The following is a 23,207-nucleotide window of genomic DNA, read 5'->3' on the forward strand; positions in this document are numbered from 1 at the left end:
AATATTTGCAGTCACGAGCGGATAAATTTCAATATATTTTCACTATACTGTTACAAAAGGATATTTTATCAAAGGCTTATGGAAATACGTTCATCATTAAAGCGCAAAAGTATTTTGGCTCTCATCGTGTATTTGTGCTTTTTCCTAGCCACAATCGGCTCATTGACTTATTTGGCCGTCGATTCTCCTTTCAGAAAGGAGCTGAAGCAGTACTTGGATGTACGTGCTGAGCTTCTCTCTTCACAAGTATTAGATCCGCTTAATCGCTCCGTGGGTGTTCTTCAAAGCATCGTTAGTATTGCTCAGGCTTCTGAAAATCAAGAAGAAGCTTCTCGTATGCTTCGTTCTATATTTTCTACTGTAGATGATGTAGTTATCAGTGGCGGCATTTGGCCAAAGCCGTACAGCGTTGACCCTAATGTTAAATACAGTGGACTGTTCTTTAACCGAGCTACAGATGGTCAAGTCGATCAGCTCTATTCGTGGAATAATCCTGAAGCCGGAGGGTACGATAGTGAAGTCTGGTACGTATCTGGTATGGAAGAGCCGAGTGGCAAAGTATTCTGGTCACCCGTTTATGTCGATTCCTTCACCCAAATTCAGATGATAACGGTAACCTCTCCGTATTACGTGAATGGTGAATTTGCAGGTGTAGCAACGGTCGATTTGTCACTGCAAAGCTTAACTGCTTTGATATCTCGTCATGCTGAACGCTACGACCTTGGCGTATCGCTAAGAGACTCTTATGGTTCTAACATCACAGAGCATAATTTCCGGTTGCGTGATGGTGCATATGTCAGCAAATACACGTTCGGCGATTTTGACTGGAAACTCGACGTTGTGAACTCTCGTCGTTTGGTTGATGAAGATGTCTTCGACTTAGTGATGAGTGTAGAAAAAGGCATTATTCCGCTCTTACTCTTCTGCTTGATGTTCGGTTACTACTTACTTAACCGTTATTTGATAAACCCGATTGCTCTCATTGCGCAGAAAGTAGATGACTCTAAAGAAGGTGGGATTATTGATATCCCATACAACAGTCATGACGAAATCCGTTATTTGATTGATACCTTTAATCAGAAAACCATCTATTTGGAAGCCGAGAAAGTTAAAGCGCAGGCTTCAACCAAATCAAAAAGTATTTTCCTTGCAACTTTATCCCATGAGATTCGCACGCCGATGAATGGGGTTTTGGGTATGGCGCAGATTCTTCTTCGCGGAGACTTAAAACCACAGCAGCGTAAGCAACTGAAGAGCCTTTATGAGTCTGGTGAACATATGATGACGTTGCTTAACGAGATGCTCGACTTTTCTAAGTTTGAGCAAGGGCATATGGAGCTTGATTACACCAAATTCCCACTCGAATTCATTATTGGCAGTGTTACCAGTGTGTACTCATCTTTGTGCCATGAGAAAGGGCTGCAATTTAAAGTCTATTCCGAAGTACCAGCGAACCGTTGGTACAATTCTGACAAAGCTCGTATTCGCCAGATCTTGTTTAACTTGTTGAACAATGCAGTGAAATTTACTTCTCGCGGCTTAGTGGAAGTTTTCTTTAGCGAAGTGAAACTCGATGGCCAGCTCTATTTAAGTATCCGAGTACGAGATACTGGTATAGGAATAGAAAAAGCAGCACAGGAAAAAATCTTCCGCCCCTTTGAACAGGCGGAGTCGTCAACAACACGCAGATTTGGGGGTACAGGTTTAGGTTTGGCCATTGTTAAGCAGATTGCCGAACTTATGGACGGAACCGTTTCGGTAAACAGTAAGGTCGATATTGGCACTAGCTTTCAAGTAAACCTAAAGATAGATGTTGGCGATCCAGAGACACACGAAAACAATCAATCTCGTCATTTAAGTTATGCGGGGCTGAAAGTGCTGATAGTGGAAGACAACCGAACCAATACAATGATCATCGAAACTTTTATGAAGAACAAAGGCTTCGAGTGTGAATGCGTCGAAAACGGGGATCTAGCTATTCAAGCCGTTGCAAGTGGGCAGTTTGACCTTGTTCTAATGGATAACCACATGCCTGTTAAAGATGGTGTAGAAGCGATTCAGGCGATACGCCACCTTGGCAGCCCTCAATCTCGAGTGCTGATTCTTGGGTGTACGGCAGATGTATTTAAAGAGACAAGAGAAGGTCTTTTAAATGCAGGAGCTGATTCCATCGTTGCCAAACCAATCAATGAAGCTGAGCTAGATGATGCGCTCTATAATCACATCAACAAACTCTATCAATACCATTCAGAAATGCCCAAATTGGCTTTTAGCGGAAACGCTGAAGAGATGTTGGTTAAGTTCTATATAGCAATAGAAAACAAAGCATTAGGTGAGGCTTTGGACATTATTGAGATATTAGAAGAATCTTTAGAGTTACCTTCCGAAAGTCAGTTAGTTTCGGCACTTAAAACTGTGAAAGCGCACTTGGAAGAGGGTGAGCTACCTCCAAAATCATCTGTCGATTTGTTAACCGTACTGCTGTCTGATTATTGAACACAAAAGACAGCGCTAGGTTTAACTTCTAGACCCTCAAAGCATAGAATAATCATTTGTTATAACAGTGTGAAATAAGAGAGAGATGCTACTTTGCATTTCATTTATGGTTGTTTATTCAATAACTAATTAAAAATACGAGATCAAAAACTATATGAGTTGTGTTCTAATGGCGCCATTAACTGCCTGATCTTTTTATGGTGGTGATATGTGTTATGAGAGTGCTAATTTTGCAGTTTATTATCTTGTGAGGACATAAATGAAAGCTCGTGGCCCTTTTTGTATACGTCATGCTGCTGCGGACACATTTGCTATGGTCGTTTTTTGTTTTGTGTCGGGAATGATTATTGAAATCTTCATTTCTCAAATGACATTCGAGCAATCTCTGGCTTCGCGAACGTTGTCTATTCCTGTCAATATCGCTATTGCTTGGCCTTACGGTATTTTTCGAGATTTTATGCTTAGACAAGGTCGCCGTATTTCAGAAACCAGTATGATGAAAAACGTGTCCGATCTGGTTGCTTATGTTTTGTTCCAATCACCTGTTTATGCCGCTATCTTATTCACTGTTGGTGCATCAACGGACCAAATCATGACTGCTGTTGCGAGTAATGCTGTTGTGTCTTGTGGAATGGGTGTGATTTACGGTTACTTTTTAGATATGTGCCGTCGCTGGTTTAAAGTACCTGGTTATTATCAGGCGATGTGATTCAATCAGCAGATCAAAACGCAAATGCAGGTAAAATATCCAATTTAGCCAATTAGTAAGCAAATAACTTATTTAGGACGCTTTTTTTGGGTTTTTTCCTTGACGATCAATAACTGAATCATTAAATTAGCGCCTCGTTAGCCGTTAAGGTTAACCTCCGGTGAGTTGTCCGAGTGGCTTAAGGAGCACGCCTGGAAAGTGTGTATACGGCAACGTATCGAGAGTTCGAATCTCTTGCTCACCGCCAAATTCTAGAAAAAGACGTCTTAGGACGTCTTTTTTCGTTTCTACTGTTCAAGAAAATCAGCTAGTTGTATTTTCCCATGTCTGCGCAAGTTGAAGATAGCGGCTGTTTTATATAATGCCAAAAGTAATGCTTTTAAAAGTTGAAAAGCTTCATTAGTTGTTGACTAAAATGGACATTATTTTTAGAAAAATGCGTCTTAGGATTTTTCTTTTATCAATCGATTCATGTAGTGAAATCCTATTTCTGGCCAATGGTGATATCATAACTATTTGATAATAAATAATAAATAATAAATAATAAATATTAATGCGCATACTGTAGGATGCTAGCGGATAAATATAAGAAGTCCCTAATGCTAGTAATTTGATGTTTAAGAGAAGTTCTTAGTTGGATAATAAAAATCAAACTTTTCTACTATATGACTTATGCTCTATTTATATTCCATTAAACTAATGTAGTATTGCTGCATGTTATAGAACTATGGCTCATTGATTGCTTAAAGAATTAAGTTTGTGGGATTCGCCAATCTCTAAGGAAGGGAATAGCCATGAAGTTTAAAGTATGGAGAGTATTGATAGGGATAATTTTCCTTCCGTCAATAGGTTACTCTGCTACTGATATGGTTGAGCTAAGAGGGTTTGGAACTCTTGGTGGGGTATATTCTGACTCTGAATCGTTAGCTTATCGAAGAGACATGACTCAAGAAGGTAAAGCTAGAGAATTCAGTTTAACTCAAGATTCATTACTAGGTTTACAGGCAGATGTTCAATTTACCGATGCGCTCAAAGCATCAGTACAAGTTGTTGGTAAAGATAGAATCAACAATAGTCTCGATGAATCGATCTCTTGGGCGAATTTAAGCTACGACTTTAATAATGCATGGAATTTACGTATCGGTAGAATCGGTAGTGATTTAACGCTGATTGGCGACGTTGGCAATATAGGGTATTCCTATGATTGGGTAAGACCTCCTGTTGATTTCTACGGTGCAATACCTTTCTACCATTTTGATGGAGCAGAACTCTTATATCGTTATTCATTGTCAGAAGGGCATATTGCCGCCAAAGTTTTTTATGGCCGCTCAGGAAGCTCGTTTAAGTACAAAACAAGTGAGTCTGACTTTGATCTTGTCCCGTTTGCTGGAGCAGCGATTCGATATGAGAATGGAGGGTTCATATATAGAGCTGCATATGCTCGAACAGAGATAGAGTCTGCCACGCAATCGGGTCTAGACCCTATAAGGAGTTTACTCGAAGCTTATATATTAGTTCCTGGTGTGAGCGAGACTTTACGTCAACTAGATAGCACCAATTCGCCAATTGATTATTATGCAACTGGTTTCGAATATCGATATATGGGCTGGAAGTGGTTAACGGAGGTGTCATATATGGATACGGACATGTCTCTCGTTCTCCCATCGGTTGCCGCTTACACTGGTTTGGTTAAGCGTGTAAATGATTTTGCTTTGTACGGGCTTTTGTCTCACACACGTACGACTCATTCACCTCAATCTGCAAGTGAACAACTTCCAGCGTTATACCGAACGTACATTCAGAACGGTCTCAATTCCGCAGACTTTGAACAAAGCACACTGTCCATTGGTGCTCGATGGGATATAGCAACTAATATTGCATTAAAAGGTCAGTGGGATAGAAGCTGGGTGTCGGCAAACAAAGATTTGCTGTGGGATGGTGACACCGTGACCAGTGACGAGCAGGTAAATATATTTAGTATTGGCATGAGCTTTATATTTTGATGCATATGAAAAAGTATTTTGTCTTACTCATCATGATATTGCTTTGCACTCCAATCAAAGGGTGGGGGCAAGATCTGCTCGTGATCGTGAATAGAGATAATCCACTGAACTCTATATCAAAACAGCAAATTATAGATTTGTTTATGGGGCGATCGCCTTACTTTCCATCAGGTGATGCTGTCGTAAAACTTGATGCACCTAGTTCATCAGACGTTAGAGAAGACTTCTACCAATCCCTAGTTCACATGTCCTTGCCAGAAGTAAACGCATATTGGGCTCGATTAATGTTTAGTGGCAGAGCTACGCCACCTATGCCTGTACCTAAAGAGCAAGATATTGTTAAGTTAGTTGCTGATAATGCAAATGCAATTGGATATATATCTAAGGCTTCAATTGGAGAACTGAATGACGGTGTTAAAACGGTTTTCGTTATATCAATGGATTAAAAGTCGAATCGGATTCAAGTTGATGGCCGGTATTGTCTTAGTTGCCATCTTTTTTATACCCGTTACAAGTTTCATAAGCTATCAATACACTTTTGAGGAATCACAGAGATCTGCTGAGCAAAGAGTAAACAGGCTAGTAGATATGGTTAAGTACAATGCATCGATGGCTGCTTACTTGTCAGATAAATCTCTGGCGTCTGAGATCGTTTCAAGTTTATCGCAAAATCCAGAAGTAAAGGCCGTACGCTTCAGTATTTCTGATAACTCACAGTTTATTGCTGGCAATATTCCAAATTCGACAAGTAATATCGTTGAAATTATTACGCCGCCATTTAGTCAAACCGAAGTTGGGAAATTAGAGCTTTTCCTAGATTATTCATATATTAACGATAACGCTCAGGACAAGGGGATATCTTTAGTGATTTGGCAATCATCATTGCTAATTCTTATCCTGCTGTGTGTGTATATTCTTATTCGTTTCGTTGTTACCCAGCCACTCAATGAACTACTAGAACAGATCCGAAATGCTCCTGTAGATGGAGTTCAATCAGAAAAAGAAATACATGTACGCTCAAATGATGAAATTGGTTTTCTTGCTGAAAATACCAATAATTTGATGAACAGAATATCTAGTTTTTATCGTAGTCAAGCGGAACAAAGTCAACAGATTATTAAGCTAGAGCGCCAGTTCAGAATTATTTTCGAATACTCACATGCAGGTATTGCTTTGATAAATGAAAGGGATCAAGTTTATTTATCGAATCGTTCATTTAAAACGACTCTTCAATACCGAGCTACTGATGCTGATTTGATTTATTTGCCTCAACTTTTTGACGATAAAGAAGAGTTTGTATTTTTGATCAACCAAGTTCGTAACGAGGGCAACAGTTCATTTCAAGATCTTCGACTCAAGGATAAAGATGATGTTTGGTTACGTGTGCTTTTTTCACATGTTGAACATCACCAGAAAGATGAATCAGAAAAATTTGTCGAGCTAGTTGTTTACGATATTTCTGATCGAGCACGCAAAGAAAAAACGTTCGTTTACAACGCGACACATGACGCACTAACAGGAATATTTAATCGACGTGGTGCAGAAGTTCAGTTTGAAGCTCTAAACGGAATGGCGAAAGAAAATGGCTACCATTTAGTAATGATATGGCTTGATCTCAATGACTTTAAAATTGTTAATGATGAGTATGGGCATGAAGCTGGTGACATTGTTCTTAAAGAATTGAGCTTACGACTAAGAGGTGTCACAAGACCTGATGACATTGTCGCACGCTGGGGAGGTGATGAGTTTATTGTTGCAACCGTTTTAGAACAGTTGGATGTTTTACCTAATATACTCAGTGATATGGAAAATGCGTTTACACGCCCAATCGAAATTAGCGATGAAATTGCAGTAAGTGTAGGTGCTAGTATTGGTGTAAGCACTTCGCAAAAAGTTGGATATGACGTTGAAACTCTGCTCGTTAGAGCAGACCAAATGATGTATCGAGTTAAAAAAGCGGGTAAAACAGGATTCAAAATTGATGGCTTAAAAACCTAGAACTTTACCCACTTTCTATTTACAGCAGTACAAACATGTATTTGTTACGACTTAATTTGATTTTGATATTCATAACTGAAATTAAGTGGTGTTAACCAAGAAACGAAATGTATCCCTGAAGGATTATCAAGTTAACGATGTCTATGAAAAATGCGCCGACAATCGGCACAACCATGAAAGCCTGAGGTGATGGGCCGAAACGGTTTACGATAGAACCCATGTTCATTACCGCCGTTGGTGTAGCCCCTAAACCGAATCCACAGTGCCCACCAGATATTACCGCGGCATCATAGTTACTTCCCATCACTTTAAACGTCACATAGTAAGTGAATATGGCAAGCATCACTGACTGAATGGCAAGTATGACTAAGAATGGAATCGCCAAGTCAAAAATATTCCACAGCTTTAAGCTCATCAGTGCCATCGCTAAGAATAGTGAAAGCGATACAGTACCGAGCATATCGATGGTTTCGGCATCCAGTTTACGTATTTTGGTTACTTCTAAGAAGTTGGTAATGACTACACCAATAAACAATGCGTAAACGAAATCAGGAATCATCAACCATGAAATTTCAAATGTATTGACCCACAGTTCTACGTATTTCGCTCCGGTCACACAGATAAGTAAGAAGAACAATTTCTCAATCACTTTCTTAGCCGTAACTTTGTCTTCTTCGTACTCATTGTAAGTCACCAGTTCTGGGAACTTTTCGTGAGTTTTCGACCCTCTGCCATATTCAGACTCAATGTTGTTTTTCTCTACCAAACGCTGTGCTACTGGGCTACCGATGATGCCGCCGATAATCAAACCGAATGTCGCAGATGCCATAGCGATTTCCAGTACGTTATCCATACCATAAACATCTTGGAAGGTTTGAGACCATGCTGCACCTGTTCCGTGACCACCAGATAGAGTGATAGAGCCCGCAATCAAGCCCATTAAAGGCTCAAGACCCAAAGCAGCAGCTAATGACACACCAATTGCGTTTTGGATGATGATGTAGACTGATGCGACAGCTAAGAAGATGAAGACTTTCGCTCCGCCTTTCATCAGTTGGGTATAGTTTGCAGCGAGCCCGACAGTAGCAAAGAACATCAACATGAAGGTGTTCTGAAGCGGTAAATCAAACTCTAAATCGATGCCATAAAAATGCAGCACAGTAATCAAGCAAGCGATAATTAGACCACCGACGATCGGCTCTGGAATATTGAATTTACTAAGAATCGGCAGTTTGGCATTAATGAAATGCCCTAAGAAAAGTACACTGATGGCTACTAAAAATGATTCAAGTGCACTTACTGATATCAAATGATTCATATTGCCCCTTATTCGTGGTTATATTCATCGTTCTTAAGCGGAGAGTGTTATGCCTCTTGTAGGGTAATAGCAACCCCTCGACGGCTTTTTCCGAAAAATTTTATGAGAAATGTAAGTTTTTCATCGGTTTTATCATCAGATAAGAAGAAAGGAGTCATAAAATGACCAGAGAAGAGCTTCTAAATGAACTCTCAGAGACAGAATGTCTAGACTTGGTAAAACTTTATCAAGCGGATACTACCCAACATTTCTACACTCTGGTTGAACAGCTCTATAAGCTGCGTGATGAGCATGGTTTCACGACGCGAATTTCTCGATTCAAAACTGAAGTAGAAAAACTTACTCAATTTCTTGATGGTTATAATGTCACGCCGCAACATTTTAAGCAGATTGTGCAGGCACTCGATTTAAGCCAACGAACCCAAAAGGTAAGCCGCTTCATGCAAACAAAAGATAACCACCTAGCTTTTGCAAAACCTGTTGATTTAGTGATGTATGGTGATTCCATTACTGAGTGGGGACCATGGCATGACGGCATTCACTGTGTATCGTTGGCGAACCGTGGGTTAGGTGGCGATACGACAGATGGAATGATCTTCCGTATAGAGAGCACAGTTGCTTGTCAGCCGAAATTAATTTGTATGATGGCTGGTATCAACGATTTGGCGCAGGGATACACTGTTGAAGAAATCATAGATAACTATGGGCAGATGCTGAATTACTGGCATGAGCGCGGTATCGATGTATGGGTTCAGTCGACGTTGTTTGTTGGCCAGCGCCTACAGGATTTAAACCCTTTGGTAGCACAATTGAATCAAGAGCTTATTAAGCTTTGTGACAAAACAGATGCCAAGTTTATCGATTTAAACGCTATGCTTTGCCCCGAAGGCTTTCTACCATTGAATTGCAGTGCTGATGACCTTCATCTTAACTCTCACGCTTATGGACAATGGATTGCCTTGCTTACTCCAATGCTGGAGGAGTATTTTAGCCTTCGCGAGTGATGGATAATTCAGCGCCTAATGTTTAACATTCGGCGCTTTCCGTTCATCTTTATTACTCATAAATCTTCGATTGAGCGGGTTGGTTCGAACCACCCCAGCCTCGGTACATACCTTCAGTATTGAACGGAAGGGCGATATTGCCTTGGTTATCGACGGCAATAACACCGCCGTTGCCACCTGTACTGGCTAGGTCATGAAAGACAACATGATTGGTGGCTTGCTCTAGGCTTTCATTGGCGAGCTTCATACGAGACGAAATATTGTGGGCAACCACATGTCGTAAGAAATGCTCACCATGTCCAGTTGCAGACACTGCACAAGTTTGGTTGTTGGCGTAAGTTCCTGCCCCAATCACTGGAGAGTCACCGATACGACCATATTGTTTATTGGTAATCCCACCTGTAGAGGTCGCAGCCGCTAGGTTACCGTGTTTATCAAAAGCAACAGCGCCGACGGTACCGTATTTGTAGTCGTTATCCGTTGGTTCAAGAATCACTTCCTGAGCTTTTAACGCTGATTGAAGCTGTTGATAACGCATCTCTGTTGAGAAATAGGTGTTATCGACTTCAACTAAGCCGAGATCGCGAACAAATTGTTCAGCGCCTTCGCCACCAAGATAAACATGAGGAGAGCAATCCATAACCGCTCTGGCAACGTTGATTGGGTTTGGGCTGAAACGAATGCCAGATACTGCGCCAGCGTCGAGAGTTTTTCCACACATGATAGAAGCATCAAGCTCGTGTTTCCCCTCGTGATTAAATACCGCACCTTTGCCAGCATTAAACCACGAGCAGTCTTCTAACATGTTGACTGCAACCTGAACAACGTCCAGAGCACTTGCTCCTTCTTTAAGGCTTGCGAGTCCATCCTCGATAATCTCTTTTAAAACCGTGGTAATTTCCAATTCTTGTTCAGGAGTTAGTTTCCCTTTGGACATAGCACCTGCGCCGCCGTGAATAGCAATAGAATACTCGTTTAACATATACATCCTTAGTGGTGAATCAGCTGGTTTAGAAACTCGCGCGTACGAGGTGATTTAGGTGCAGAGAAAAATTCTTCAGGGTTGTTTTCTTCGACGATCTGGCCTTGATCCATGAAGATGACTCGATCGGCAACTTTGCGTGCAAAGCCCATTTCATGCGTTACGCACAGCATAGTCATCCCTTCGCTTGCTAAGTCAGTCATGACATCAAGCACCTCAGAGATCATTTCTGGGTCGAGTGCAGAAGTTGGTTCATCAAAGAGCATTACTTCAGGGTTCATGCACAGCGCACGAGCGATCGCAACACGTTGTTGTTGTCCTCCTGAAAGCTGACTCGGGTATTTGTTTGCCTGTTCTCTGATTTTCACTTTGTTGAGCAGAGCTAGCGCTTTATCAATCGCCACATGTTCTTTGATACCCAAGTTAGACGTTTGCGGTAGCACACAGTTCTCCAACACAGTGAGGTGAGGGAACAGGTTGAACGACTGAAAACACATACCCACTTGCTTACGCAACTCAATCAGATCTTTTGGGGTATCACTGACTTCTTGACCGAACACGTTGAGAGAACCCGATTGGTGCTTTTCCAATTGGTTGATGCAGCGAATTAATGTTGACTTCCCCGATCCCGAAGGGCCGCAGATAACGATGCGTTCGCCTTTCTTTACGCTTAAGTTGATATCGCGAAGGGCATGGTATGAGTCGTACCACTTATTTAAATTTTTGGTGTTGATGACTTCCATGTAATAACTTCTCCTAAAAAGGCATTATTTTAAGCGGCGTTCTAAATGCGCAGCGTATTGAGAGAGTGAAAAACAGCAGACGAAGAAAAAGACCGCCAAAAATGCGTACATTTCATTTTCTAATCCCACCCATTTCGCGTTTGAGAGTGTGCTTGAAGCAACACCGACAATGTCTAACACGCCAACGATCATCACCAGCGTGGTCTCTTTTAAAATACCGACGAAATGATTGAGCAAAGATGGTATGGAGTTTTTCAGTACTTGCGGGAGAATGATTTGTCCCATCATTTTCCAGTATCCAAAACCCAGTGCTTGCGCAGCCTCAAACTGCCCTTGAGGGATTGACTGAAGACCGCCGCGAATGGTTTCTGCCATATAAGCGGCAGTAAACAGTACCAGCACAGCAACAACACGTAGCAGAACATCGAATTCTTGACCGGGTGGCAAGAACAACTGAATCATGAGGGATGCCATAAACAGCAAGGTGATCACAGGGACAGAGCGAACCAGTTCTATGTAAGCCACGCTGAGCCAATGAATCACTGGGCGTTTTGAACGCCGGCCCAGAGCTAATAAAATTCCAAGCGGGAGGGCAAAAACCATACCGAAAATCGCTAAGAACAGAGTCAGCATGATGCCTGCGAACTTAGTAGTTGAGATGGTTTCAAGGCCAAACGTGCCGCCTTTAAGCAGCATCCACATTGCAAATGGCAACACTGCGATGTAACAAAGCATCACTAGTTTATTGAAGCGTTTGATGTACAACATCGGGATTGCGATAGCAGCCAAACCGAAAGCAACATCGACTCGCCATTGTTGTTCATCGGGATACATCCCATAGGTGAAGAGTTCAATACGGTTTACCACAGGTAACCAGCATGCTCCGCCAGAAACACAGTCTGCTTGAGATTCGCCAACAAACGTAGCATCGAAAATAAACCAGTTAAGCAATGTCGGCACTAGCCAGATGACAAACAGTAAACCTGTGATAGTAAGTAGGGTGTTGAATACCGAAGAGAACAGGTTTTGTTGACACCACTCTTTCCATCCTGCTTTTATCTCAATCGCTGGGCGCGGTTCAATGTATTCCATGATAGTTTCACTTTGCATGATTATTTCCCTACCGCAACGTGCGAGTTGTACCAGTTCATCAGCAGGCTTGTAACCAAGCTAAAGACACAATACGTACCCATGACAATGAGGATGCACTCAATCGCCTGACCTGTGTTATTCAACGTTGTTCCGCCAGTCGAGGAGACCAGTTCCATAAAGCCAATCACAACACCCAAAGATGAGTTCTTAATGATGTTCAGATAGACACTGGTGATTTGTGGAACCATAGGGTAAACGGCTTGAGGAACAATCAATTTCCACATGATGGTTGAATCGTTAAATCCAAGAGCCTTCCCTGCTTCGTGCTGACCTTTTGATATTGACTGGATACAACCACGAACGATTTCTGCAATGTAGCTGGCACTGTAAAAAGAGAGTGCAATCCACAACGCGACCAGTTCTGGAATAACAATCATCCCGCCTTGAAAGTTGAATCCCGTAAGTTTCGGGGTGCTGTATTCGAAGTTTCCAGAAACCAAAGTAATGATGATCACAAGGGTTGGTAACGAAACCACAATAGCCAAAAGGCGTGGCCAGAGAATAGGGTTAAATCCAACCCACTGAACCTTTTGAATTACCGCTCTGCGATAGAAGAACGCTGCGCAGCATGACGCGAGTAGAGCAAGAAATACATAACCACCCCAGCCAGCCAATGATAAGTGTGGAATTGCTAAACCACGGTTAGAAAGATAAATGTTATCACCCAACTGAATGCTGTTTCGAATTGCAGGCAAGCTGAGAAACAGGGCATACCACCATACCAGTTGAACGACGAGAGGTACGTTACGAATAAACTCAACATAACCACGACATAGACGGCTGATCACCCAGTTATTCGATACGCGACCGACACCGATAACAAAGCCAAGAACGGTTGCCAGAATAATACTCAAAAAGGAGACCAGTAGCGTATTGGCAACACCCACATAGTAGGCTTGCAAGTAAGTATCATTTTGGTCGTAGTCAATCAGGCTGAAAGTAATGTCGTAGCCTGCTCGTTCACCGAGAAAATCAAAACCAGTGGTTATGCCTAATTTGGCAATGTTTTCAGAAGCATTAGTACCTAAGTACCAAAATAAGAGAGTTACCGTGATTAAGAGTACGGCTTGCTGGCCCCAATCTATCAAGGTGCCTTTGGTCAGTTTTAATTGCATATTCAACCTATCCATGGAAGGTCAGCCCACATCTAGGTAGGCTGACAGATAAACAAGATTAACGGAAAGGAGGGGCGTACATTAAGCCGCCATTGGTGTAAAGAGCATTCGCACCACGTTCAAATTTCAGTGGCGAGTTAAGACCAACGTGGTGCGCAAAAATCTCACCGTAATTGCCTGTCGCTTCAATCGCTTTAAGTGCCCAATCTTGCTTCAAGCCTAAATCTGTACCAAGGCTGCCTTCAGTACCAAGAAGGCGTTTAATTGCTGGCTTAGCCGATGACTTCGCCAATTCTTCCGCATTTTGTTGAGTAACATTTAACTCTTCGGCTTCAATAAGCGCGTTACCCACCATAGTGACGATGTCACGCCATTCGTTGTCGCCCTGTTTTACGTAAGCGCCAAGAGGTTCTTTTGAAATGATTTCAGGAAGAATGATGTGCTCATCAGGATCTTTAAACAGGGTACGACGAGCAGCCAAACCAGTTACGTCATTGGTCAGAGCATCACAGCGTCCTTTTTGGTAGGCCGCGTAAAGCTCTTCGGTCTTTTCAAATACAACAGAACGGTATGTCAGACCTTTAGCTCCAAAGTAGTCTGCAAGGTTGTGCTCAGAAGTGGTACCTGGGGAGAGGCAGAATGTCGCGCCGTCCAGCTCTGCTGCTGATTTAACACCAAGCGACTTACGAGTCATGAACCCCTGACCGTCGTAGAACCAAATCGTGGTGAAGTCAGCCCCTAGCTTTGCATCGCGAGATACGGTCCAAGTGGTAGATCGGGATAGGATATCAATTTCGCCAGAAGCTAAAGATGTGAAGCGGTTTTTCGAAGTGGTTGTAATGTATTCAACTTTTTCTGGATCACCTAAAACAGCGGCAGCAACAGCGCGACAGTAATCAACATCCATCCCTGTCCATTTGCCTTGGTCATTGATGTAAGAAAAACCCATTTTGTCGCTTGAAATGCCACATTTCAGTGTGCCACGTTGAATAATGTCATCTTTAAGATTTGCATAACTGCTAGTTGAAAATCCAACTGACAATAATCCTGATACAACGAGCCCTACAGCTTTTAGTTTCATGATAAGTCCTTTTATTTATTACAGTTTGATAGATTTGTAATTAAATTTTGCTTTCCTTTGGTTACAATTTATGCGTTTATCTATGGTGATTGGAAGCATTTGATGTCTTGTATTTTGCATAACTTATGCAAAATTTCGATAATGTGGCAATGAAGGGATAAAGGAATGAATGTTCGCTGGTTAAAGGATTTTATTACTTTGGCAGACTGCCAGAAATTTTCGTTGGCGGCTCAATTAAATGCGTCATCTCAAGCGGCATTTAGCCGCAGGATTCAGCAGTTAGAGCAACATCTGAACGTTGAACTGTTTGATCGAAGTCGAACCCCCGTCAAGCTAACACCAGAGGGTAAAAGACTCTATCCCATTGCAGCTGAAATGGTTCAGATGGCTGAGCGTTGTGAAGAGATGGTGGCGAACAAACCTAACCCAATGGTTTTCGCATCTTTGCATACCTTAGCGTGTAACTTTTTCCCTCAATGGTTCACGCAAGTACTAAATTGTATGACTGCGCCATTAGTCAGCAGTATTGATTCTGGCGTGCGTTCTGTCACTGGTTATCAGGCTGCGTTGCAATCTCAGCGCGCTGATTGCTTACTGTTTTACCAAAGCAACCAAGCAGCACGTTACTTTGAGTCAGATGAGTTTGAAGTTTTGAAGCTCGCAGATGATGCGCTCGTTTGGGTTTGCGGTGCGTCATTTCCAAGACAACAGTTAGAAGAGAGTACGATTCCACATCTGACGTATGCGCCGTCTTCTCAGCTATTAGAGCTCTCTTTGCCACTGTTTAACGCTACACCGCAAGCGAAAAAGCTGTCAGTGGTTTTTCAATCCACTATCTCCGAATCGTTATTGCCGATGGCAATTCATGGCAATGGTGTCGCTTGTATCCCTTATTCAGTTGCGAAGGAATACATCGATGATGGAAGGCTCATTCATATTTGGTCAGAGTACAGTGAACCTTTAGAAATTGTGCTAATACGGCTGACTGATTCCAAGAATCCACATCCCTATATTAATGAGCTGTTTGAGCATGCGAAATCCATAGCCAACGGGTAGGTAGAAGGACGTTTTTTTGATTGAAATTTTGCATTAGCCTCTAAGTTTTATCGCTATGAATGACGCAAATAAGTAATCAAAGATTTCATCGATTTTTAAGATATTGCTCTGTGTAATTATCCCGTTTTTCTATTAGTTAACAGGGATAAACGATGAAAAAAACGCTAGTGGCTGCTGCAATGATTCTTGCTTCTATGAGCCAAGCTCAAGCTTCTGAATGGGGATATCATGGCGAGCATTCTCCTGAGCATTGGGGTAATGTTTCTGCGACTTGTGCTCAAGGGCAAAACCAGAGCCCAATTGACATTAGTGCAGTAACAAAAGCTGAACTGAAAGACCTTAAATTTGACTATTCAGGTCAAGCTGTATCTGTGACCAACAACGGTCACACTTTGCAGGCATCAGTATCACAGCAAAACATCTTATGGGTTGATGGTCAGGCTTTTAAGCTCAAGCAGTTCCATTTCCACACACCTTCAGAGAACCAAGTCGATGGGCAGTCTTATCCGTTAGAAGCACACTACGTTCATGCGGATAAAAATGGGCATTTAGCGGTGGTTTCCCTGTTTTTTAAATTGGGAGAACAAAATGCAGAGCTTGAAAAACTGTTAGCTGTAGCGCCGAAAGAAGAGGCAAAAACTGACCTTTCTAAGCCATTCGAGGTAACTGCGCTACTGCCGAAAGAAAAGCAGTATTACCGTTTTAATGGCTCGTTAACTACTCCTCCGTGTTCTGAAGGCGTACGTTGGTTGGTGTTGAAACAGCCACTTACTATTTCAAATGCTCAAGTTGAGAAGTTTGAACAGTTGATGGGGCATAACAACCGTCCTATTCAAGCTATTAATGCTCGTCTCGTATTAGGTCAATAGTTCATGCAAAGCCTGCTTAGATGGAATGTTAAGCAGGCTTTCTTTGATGTTTTCTCTTTTCCTCTTTAACTCTTTTCTCGTTATTTCCTAAATTTATTTGGCAAATGGACTCATTTGTCACAACTGTGAACAGTCTAACGGTAACTTTGGAAAAATGACCGAATTGCCGCTTAACCGTTAAAAATCTCAAAGGTTGTTTCTAACTCAATCTCCTAACGTAAGTATCAGAATAAGGAGAATTGGTATGAAACATCTGATAGCGGTAGATTTGGGAGCATCCAGTGGACGAGTGATCTTAGGTCGTTTTGACCAAGGTATGCTTAGCCTTACTGAATACCATCGCTTTAGCAACGGTGTAGTTTGTGATGCCGATAATCAGCTTTGTTGGGACTTAGAGACTCTACTTAGCGAAATCAAAGTAGGGATTGCAAAAGTCCAAAATGAAGGTATCAATGTGGATTGCATGGGTATCGACACTTGGGGTGTGGATTTCGCGTTGCTCGATAAACATGGCAATACCCTCGGTAAAACGGTCTCTTATCGTGATAGCCGTACAAACGAAACTTTCGATGATGTTGTCGCTAGGATTGGCAAAGACACTATTTATCAAACAACGGGGATCCAGTTCCTTCCTTTCAACACGATTTATCAGTTAGCTGCTGTCGTTAAAAGCCAACCAGAATGGCTATCAAATGTCAGCCGTTTATTGCTTATCCCTGACTACTTGGGATTTAAATTAACCGGCGTCCCTCATTGTGAATACACGAACGCCAGTACTACTCAGCTTCTGAATTGTCAGACATATGACTGGGATAGCGAGCTACTTTCTCAGATAGGTGTGCCTGACAAGTGGTTTTTAAAACCCAGCTTGCCAAATCAGATCATCGGGCGATATTACCCAGATACTAACGAGCCTATCCCACTGGCATCGATTGCTAGTCATGATACCGCTTCGGCAATCCTCGCCTTACCACAAGGTGGCGAAGAGTGCGCTTATATCAGCTCTGGAACTTGGTCATTAATGGGGATTGAGAGCGATAAGGCGATCACCCATGAGGTTGCACAACGTTTCAACATTACCAATGAAGGTGGTGCTGAACATCAATTCCGAGTTCTGAAAAACATCATGGGATTGTGGTTGATTCAGAACGTACAGAAAGAGTTGGGAGCGTTCAGCTTTGCTCAACTAGTTGAACTGGCGCAGGCATCGCAGCCATTTCGTAGCTTAATCAATCCTGACGACATCTGTTTTCTTAGCCCAACTTCAATGACTGAAGCTATCCAAAACTACTGTGCTGCCAGCGAACAACCTGTTCCTCAATCAGCCGGAGAACTCGCACGTTCTGTGTTTGAAAGCTTAGCCTTCCAGTACAAAAAAGTATGGATTGAGCTGAATGAATTACGCCAAGGACGGTTACAGAAAATCCAAATTATTGGCGGCGGCAGTCAAAACGAATTTCTCAATCAGCTGTGTGCTGATGCCTGTGAGTGTGAGGTATCTGCCGGTCCGATTGAAGCATCTGCTTTAGGTAACCTTTGCGGGCAGCTTATTGCGCTAAATGAAATCCAAAACGTGAAACAAGCAAGACAAATCGTTCGCGATTCTTTCCCAATGAAAAAGTACACGCCTGTTGCAAGCAACAGCGCTTCATTTGGTGAGCATTGGAGTCGATTCATGTCGTTAACAACTAGAAAGAGTGTGAACTGATGAACGTAGAGCAAATCAAGTCGAATTATGAATTCGCCAAACAGGCATTTAATGAACTGGGTATTGATGTCGACAGTGCTTTAGAAACACTGAATAAAATCACCATCTCATTACATTGCTGGCAGGGAGATGATGTTGTTGGTTTTGAAGACCCCGATGGGCAATTGACGGGCGGCATTCAGACTACAGGGAACTATCCGGGTAAAGCTCGAACTCCGCAGCAGCTGCGTAGTGACCTTAATGAAGCAATGCGGTTAATTCCGGGTGCGTTGCGTTTAAATCTGCATGCCATTTATTTAGAAGCAGAGCAGTTTGTTGATCGTGACCAGATTAAACCTGAGCATTTCAAAAACTGGGTTGAATGGGCAAAAGAGCAAAAAATCGGTTTAGATTTCAACCCAACGTTCTTTTCACACAAGCTCAGCGAAGACAACATGACATTGAGTCATCCTGATGAAAAAGTACGTCAATTCTGGATAGATCACGGTATTGCGAGTCGAAAAATATCGGAATATTTCGGCAAAGAACTTGGGACTCCATCGGTCATGAATATTTGGGTTCCGGATGGCTCTAAAGACTTACCAGTTGATCGTCTAGGTCCTCGTCAGCGCTTAATGGAATCGATAGATAAGATTATTGCTGAACCAATATCCAAGCAATATCACAAGGATGCCGTGGAGTCGAAACTGTTTGGTATAGGTGCTGAAGCATATACGCCTGGTTCAAATGAGTTTTACCTTGGTTACGCAGGTAGCCGAAACATCATGCTTTGTTTGGACGCAGGGCATTTTCACCCAACGGAAGTTATCTCAGACAAAATTTCTGCAGCTTCTCTTTACGTCGATGAGTTGTTGCTCCATGTGAGTCGTCCAATCCGTTGGGACAGTGACCACGTTGTGTTACTTGATGACGAAACACAAGCGATTGCCAACGAAATCGTTCGTAACGATTTGATTGATCGCGTCAACATTGGTCTGGACTTCTTTGATGCGTCTATAAACCGAATTGCAGCATGGGTCATTGGTACACGAAATATGCGTAAAGCACTGCTTAGAGCACTGCTAGAGCCAAGTAAGCAAATGAAACAAGCTGAGTTGTCTGGCGACTACACAACACGACTAGCCATGATGGAGGAAAACAAGTCATTACCTTGGAACGCAGTGTGGGATTACTACTGCATGAGCCAAGATGTCCCAGTTGGTTTGAGCTGGCTGGAACAAGTTAAAGAGTATGAAAAAGAAGTTCTGCTCAAACGCTAAGTTATACCCCAGTTACATAGTGTGGCTGGGGTAGAGCATTAAAACCCCTACAACGTGAAACACAATAATAAAGAGAATGGAGTTCTGAATAATGAAAAAGAACATGAAAACCCTACTAAAAACTGCACTTCTTGCTTCCAGTATCGTTGCAAGCTTCGCTGCCAGTGCTGACGAATTACGTATCGGCCTTGTGGTAAAAGCGCAAGGTATCGGCTTCTTTGAAGCGGCGAATGCAGGCGCACAACAGGCTGCAAAAGAAATTGGTGATGTAAGCGTTATCTACACTGGGCCTGTAACGCCAACAGCTGAGGGTCAAATTGAAGTCATCAACTCGCTAATTTCCCAAAAAGTGGATGCGATTGTGGTTTCTGCTAACGACACAGATGCTTTAGTTCCAATCCTAAAACGCGCACAACAACGCGGTATCAAAGTGGTCTCGTTTGACTCGGGTGTTGCGCCTGAAGGTCGTCAAATTCACCTAAACCCATCAAGCAACGAGCTGATTGGTTTGATGAATGTTGAGTTGGCTGACGTTGCCGTTAAGGCAACAGGTAACGAGAAAGGCGACATCGCGATTCTGAGTGCTTCTCCAACAGCGACCAACCAAAACATCTGGATTGGCGAGATGGAAAAAGATCTTGCTAAGTATCCGAACCTACATCTTGTTGCGACCGTTTATGGCGATGACTTAGCAGATAAAAGTTACCGCGAAACTAAAGGTCTAATTGACTCTTATCCAAACCTTAAAGCGATTGTCGCGCCGACGTCTGTGGGTATTGTAGCGGCAGCTCAGGCGGTAAGCGACATGGGTAAAGTGGGTCAGGTTTATGTAACAGGCTTAGGTCTTCCTTCTGAACTTGCTGGTCACGTGGATTCAGGCGCAGTGAAGAGCTTCGCTATCTGGAACCCAATCGATTTGGGTTACGCAGCAACAACTATCGCAGTTAACTTGATTAAAGGTGATTACACCGATACTGAAGTTGATATGGGTCGAATGGGTAAAGCGACACTAGACAAAGACGGTAATGCAGCAATGGCGAAACCGTTTGTTTATGACGCATCTAACGTACATAAATTTGCAGGTATCTTCTAAAAACTGGTCGAGTTCTGTTGGTTAACAGAACTCAATCATCTTTGCGTTTTTATTGATGCATGAGCGCCTTTAGGCAGCTCTCTCTATGCAGAGGTCTCTAGGCGCTCAAATAACAAAAGAGAAGAAGATTAATTATGTCTGAATTAGAACCCATTTTTTCCTTGCGTAATGTCAGCAAACATTTTCCTGGCGTTAAAGCGTTGGACAATGTTCAGCTTGATCTTTATCCGGGGCAAGTAACCGCACTGATTGGCGAAAACGGTGCTGGCAAATCCACTTTAGTTAAGGTGATGACTGGGATTCATGAAATTACTGAAGGTCAGTTGGAACTGGATAATCAGAAAATCGAACTAAAAACGCCGGATGATGCACGTGCTTTGGGGATCACAGCGATTCACCAAGAAACGGTTTTGTTTGATGAACTCAGTGTTGCCGAGAACATTTTTGCGGGTAATTACATGCTTTACCCTTCGGGCAGACTGAACTGGAAAGGGATGGAGACCCGTGCCGCTGAAATCCTGAAATCGATTGATGCGCCAATTAACCCAACCAAATTATTGAAAGAGCTGAGTATCGGTCAACGCCATATGGTTGCAATTGCTCGCGCATTGTCATTTGACGCTCGAGTGGTGGTATTAGATGAACCGACCGCTGCGCTTTCTCATCGAGAAATCGAAGACTTTTATCAAATCGTTGAACGTTTGAAAAATAAAGGCTGCGCCATCTTATTTATCAGCCACAAGTTCGATGAAATTTTCAGAATAGCTGATCGCTATAACATCTTCCGCGATGGTTGCTACGTAGGTAGCGGCTTTATTAATCAGGTGGAAGAACAAGAACTCGTTGCCATGATGGTGGGACGAACCATTGAAAATGCCTATCCGAAAATCGATGTTGAGAAGGGCGTGAAGCGCCTTGAAGTGAAACAATTCTGTCATCCTACTGAATTCGACGGCATTAACTTTGATCTCCATGAAGGGGAAATTTTAGGTTTTTACGGCTTGGTTGGTTCAGGAAGAACCGAGCTGATGCAGTCGTTGTTTGGTATTACCAACGTGGCTAAGGGTGAAATTCGCATTGATGACAATGTGGTTTCCATTCGTTCGCCTAAAGATGCGATCAATTCAGGCATCGTTTATGTACCAGAAGAGCGCCAAAGCCAAGGTGTCGTTCTTGAATTCCCGATCTATCAAAACATCAGCTTACCGAAACTCAGCGAAATTAACGGTAAAGGCTTCATTGATGAACAGGCGGAATACTCCTTAGCGGACAGTTATGCGCAAAAACTGCGTGTAAAAGCGCCGAACTGGAAAGAAAAGGTTGAGAACTTGTCCGGTGGTAACCAACAAAAAGTAGTTATTGGTAAATGGTTATCGACTCGACCAAAAGTCATCATTCTTGATGAGCCGACAAAAGGTATCGACATTGGCTCTAAAGCTGCTGTGCACCAGTTTATGTCCGAGCTGGTTCAAGAAGGTTTGGCGGTCATTATGGTCTCATCTGAGCTGCCTGAAGTTATGGGTATGGCAGATCGCATTATTGTGATGCGCGAAGGTCTGATGGTGAAAGAGTTCCAACGCGATGAGTTTACCGCAGAAGATATCGTTGGTGCGGCGACTGGCTTAAGGAGTGCGTCATGAAGAGCTTAATGAAACAAAGGGAAGCGTTGCTTGCCCTAGTGATCGTGGTCATCGTGGGGCTGATTTCACTCGTTGTTCCTGATTTCCTTGGTTTGGGCAATATGCTCTCGGTTTACAACGATACGTCGATTCTTATCATTCTCGCCTTAGGTCAGATGTTGGTGATTATTACCCGCTGCATCGATTTGTCGGTTGCTGCCAACGTAGCGTTGACGGGGATGGTGGTGGCTACTCTGAACAACACGTATCCAGAGATGAGCGTGCCGCTGATCATTCTTATCGGTGCTTGCTTAGGTACTTTATTAGGCATGATAAACGGCTTCCTTGTGTGGAAAATGAATATCCCTGCCATCGTGGTGACTTTGGGCACAATGAGTATCTATCGCGGTATTGTCTTCCTTATTAGTGATGGTGCTTGGATCAACGCTCACCAGATGACGGAGTCTTTCTTAGCGATTCCACGCGCTTCGATTCTTGGGCTTCCAGTGCTGAGCTGGTGTTCCATTTTCGCTATTGGGGCAGTGTATTACCTCATGCGCCATCGTCAGCTCGGTCGTAAAGTGTATGCCGCGGGCAATAGTCCAACTGCTGCGTTCTATACCGGTATCGATGTAGGCAAAATCCAGTTCATTGCTTTTACCATTTCAGGCTTGTGCGCGGGATTATCCAGCTACTTGTGGATCTCTCGTTACGCAGTTGCGTATGTCGATATCGCCAATGGTTTTGAACTACAAGTGGTGGCGGCTTGCGTTATCGGTGGTGTGAGTATTGCTGGTGGCACTGGTACGGTATTGGGTTGTGTGCTTGGTGCTATTTTCCTTGGCGTGATTAACAACGCACTGCCTGTTATTGGCGTCTCTCCATTCTGGCAGATGGCTATTTCAGGTTCGGTCATCATCATTGCCGTTGTCGCCAACTCTCGTTCGGAGCGCAAGCTTGGACGCATCATTTTGAGAAAAGCGGTGCAGAACGCGTAGCCGA

19 protein-coding genes and 1 tRNA gene are annotated in these 23,207 nt (G+C 42.9%); 14 read left to right on the forward strand and 6 right to left on the reverse strand.

The window, feature by feature from the left end; all coding sequences use genetic code 11:
• The first annotated feature begins 78 nt into the window (after positions 1 to 78).
• From ACOSVQ_RS02080 to ACOSVQ_RS02105, 6 genes are all read left to right on the forward strand, one after another.
• Complete coding sequence (locus ACOSVQ_RS02080) at positions 79 to 2,496, forward strand: hybrid sensor histidine kinase/response regulator (protein ID WP_491980933.1); 2,418 nt, start codon at positions 79 to 81, stop codon at positions 2,494 to 2,496.
• A 259-nt stretch (positions 2,497 to 2,755) separates the two neighbouring features.
• Positions 2,756 to 3,205: an L-alanine exporter AlaE gene (locus ACOSVQ_RS02085; protein WP_491980934.1), complete on the forward strand. Its 450-nt coding sequence runs from the start codon at positions 2,756 to 2,758 to the stop codon at positions 3,203 to 3,205.
• 159 nt (positions 3,206 to 3,364) lie between these two features.
• Positions 3,365 to 3,452 (forward strand) — tRNA-Ser (locus tag ACOSVQ_RS02090).
• A gap of 571 nt (positions 3,453 to 4,023) precedes the next feature.
• Positions 4,024 to 5,208, forward strand: a complete 1,185-nt coding sequence (locus ACOSVQ_RS02095; protein ID WP_491980935.1) for a hypothetical protein — start codon at positions 4,024 to 4,026, stop codon at positions 5,206 to 5,208.
• A 143-nt stretch (positions 5,209 to 5,351) separates the two neighbouring features.
• Positions 5,352 to 5,654: a hypothetical protein gene (locus ACOSVQ_RS02100; RefSeq protein WP_491980936.1), complete on the forward strand. Its 303-nt coding sequence runs from the start codon at positions 5,352 to 5,354 to the stop codon at positions 5,652 to 5,654.
• A gap of 22 nt (positions 5,655 to 5,676) precedes the next feature.
• Entirely contained in the window at positions 5,677 to 7,206 is a 1,530-nt protein-coding gene (locus ACOSVQ_RS02105) for a GGDEF domain-containing protein (protein WP_491980937.1), read from the forward strand.
• Positions 7,207 to 7,297: 91 nt separating this feature from the next.
• Here ACOSVQ_RS02105 and gltS read toward each other — a convergent pair whose 3' ends face one another.
• Positions 7,298 to 8,524 carry a sodium/glutamate symporter gene (gltS, locus tag ACOSVQ_RS02110; protein WP_491980938.1) on the reverse strand — a complete coding sequence of 409 codons (1,227 nt, stop codon included), beginning with the start codon at positions 8,522 to 8,524 and terminating at the stop codon, positions 7,298 to 7,300.
• Positions 8,525 to 8,685: 161 nt separating this feature from the next.
• On the opposite strand from gltS, the gene ACOSVQ_RS02115 reads away from it, so the two are divergent.
• A complete protein-coding gene (locus ACOSVQ_RS02115; protein WP_491980939.1) occupies positions 8,686 to 9,528 on the forward strand; it encodes an SGNH/GDSL hydrolase family protein in 843 nt (280 codons plus the stop codon).
• A gap of 52 nt (positions 9,529 to 9,580) precedes the next feature.
• On the opposite strand, the gene ACOSVQ_RS02120 is transcribed toward ACOSVQ_RS02115, so the two are convergent.
• Genes ACOSVQ_RS02120 through ACOSVQ_RS02140 form a run of 5 tightly spaced genes read right to left on the reverse strand, consistent with a single transcriptional unit; the run spans position 9,581 to position 14,601 of the window.
• Entirely contained in the window at positions 9,581 to 10,510 is a 930-nt protein-coding gene (locus ACOSVQ_RS02120) for an isoaspartyl peptidase/L-asparaginase family protein (RefSeq protein ID WP_491980940.1), read from the reverse strand.
• 8 nt (positions 10,511 to 10,518) lie between these two features.
• Complete coding sequence (locus tag ACOSVQ_RS02125) at positions 10,519 to 11,253, reverse strand: amino acid ABC transporter ATP-binding protein (RefSeq protein ID WP_165310941.1); 735 nt, start codon at positions 11,251 to 11,253, stop codon at positions 10,519 to 10,521.
• A 24-nt stretch (positions 11,254 to 11,277) separates the two neighbouring features.
• Positions 11,278 to 12,363, reverse strand: coding sequence for an amino acid ABC transporter permease (locus ACOSVQ_RS02130; protein ID WP_491980941.1), 1,086 nt, complete (start codon positions 12,361 to 12,363; stop codon positions 11,278 to 11,280).
• Positions 12,364 to 12,365: 2 nt separating this feature from the next.
• Positions 12,366 to 13,520 (reverse strand): amino acid ABC transporter permease, encoded by a 1,155-nt coding sequence (locus ACOSVQ_RS02135; protein ID WP_491980942.1) that lies wholly within the window; start codon positions 13,518 to 13,520, stop codon positions 12,366 to 12,368.
• 58 nt (positions 13,521 to 13,578) lie between these two features.
• Positions 13,579 to 14,601, reverse strand: coding sequence for an amino acid ABC transporter substrate-binding protein (locus ACOSVQ_RS02140; protein ID WP_020328720.1), 1,023 nt, complete (start codon positions 14,599 to 14,601; stop codon positions 13,579 to 13,581).
• A gap of 165 nt (positions 14,602 to 14,766) precedes the next feature.
• Here ACOSVQ_RS02140 and ACOSVQ_RS02145 point away from each other — a divergent pair, with 165 nt between their 5' ends.
• From ACOSVQ_RS02145 to ACOSVQ_RS02175, 7 genes are all read left to right on the forward strand, one after another.
• Positions 14,767 to 15,657 carry a LysR family transcriptional regulator gene (locus ACOSVQ_RS02145; RefSeq protein WP_491980943.1) on the forward strand — a complete coding sequence of 297 codons (891 nt, stop codon included), beginning with the start codon at positions 14,767 to 14,769 and terminating at the stop codon, positions 15,655 to 15,657.
• A 152-nt stretch (positions 15,658 to 15,809) separates the two neighbouring features.
• A complete protein-coding gene (locus ACOSVQ_RS02150; RefSeq protein WP_491980944.1) occupies positions 15,810 to 16,526 on the forward strand; it encodes a carbonic anhydrase in 717 nt (238 codons plus the stop codon).
• Between the two features lie 244 nt (positions 16,527 to 16,770).
• On the forward strand, positions 16,771 to 18,234 hold the full coding sequence (gene rhaB, locus ACOSVQ_RS02155; RefSeq protein ID WP_491980945.1) for a rhamnulokinase: 1,464 nt from the start codon (positions 16,771 to 16,773) through the stop codon (positions 18,232 to 18,234).
• Positions 18,234 to 19,493 carry an L-rhamnose isomerase gene (rhaA, locus tag ACOSVQ_RS02160; RefSeq protein ID WP_491980946.1) on the forward strand — a complete coding sequence of 420 codons (1,260 nt, stop codon included), beginning with the start codon at positions 18,234 to 18,236 and terminating at the stop codon, positions 19,491 to 19,493. Before rhaB ends, rhaA begins: the two co-directional genes overlap by 1 nt.
• A 91-nt stretch (positions 19,494 to 19,584) precedes the next feature.
• Positions 19,585 to 20,586, forward strand: coding sequence for a rhamnose ABC transporter substrate-binding protein (gene rhaS / locus ACOSVQ_RS02165; RefSeq protein WP_491980947.1), 1,002 nt, complete (start codon positions 19,585 to 19,587; stop codon positions 20,584 to 20,586).
• A gap of 134 nt (positions 20,587 to 20,720) precedes the next feature.
• The gene (locus tag ACOSVQ_RS02170) at positions 20,721 to 22,226 is read left to right on the forward strand and encodes a sugar ABC transporter ATP-binding protein (protein ID WP_491980948.1); all 1,506 of its coding nucleotides are present in this window, start codon (positions 20,721 to 20,723) and stop codon (positions 22,224 to 22,226) included.
• On the forward strand, positions 22,223 to 23,203 hold the full coding sequence (locus ACOSVQ_RS02175; RefSeq protein WP_491980949.1) for an ABC transporter permease: 981 nt from the start codon (positions 22,223 to 22,225) through the stop codon (positions 23,201 to 23,203). Before ACOSVQ_RS02170 ends, ACOSVQ_RS02175 begins: the two co-directional genes overlap by 4 nt.
• The last annotated feature ends 4 nt before the right edge of the window (positions 23,204 to 23,207 follow it).

The organism is Vibrio sp. HM8-C, assembly GCF_058630515.1.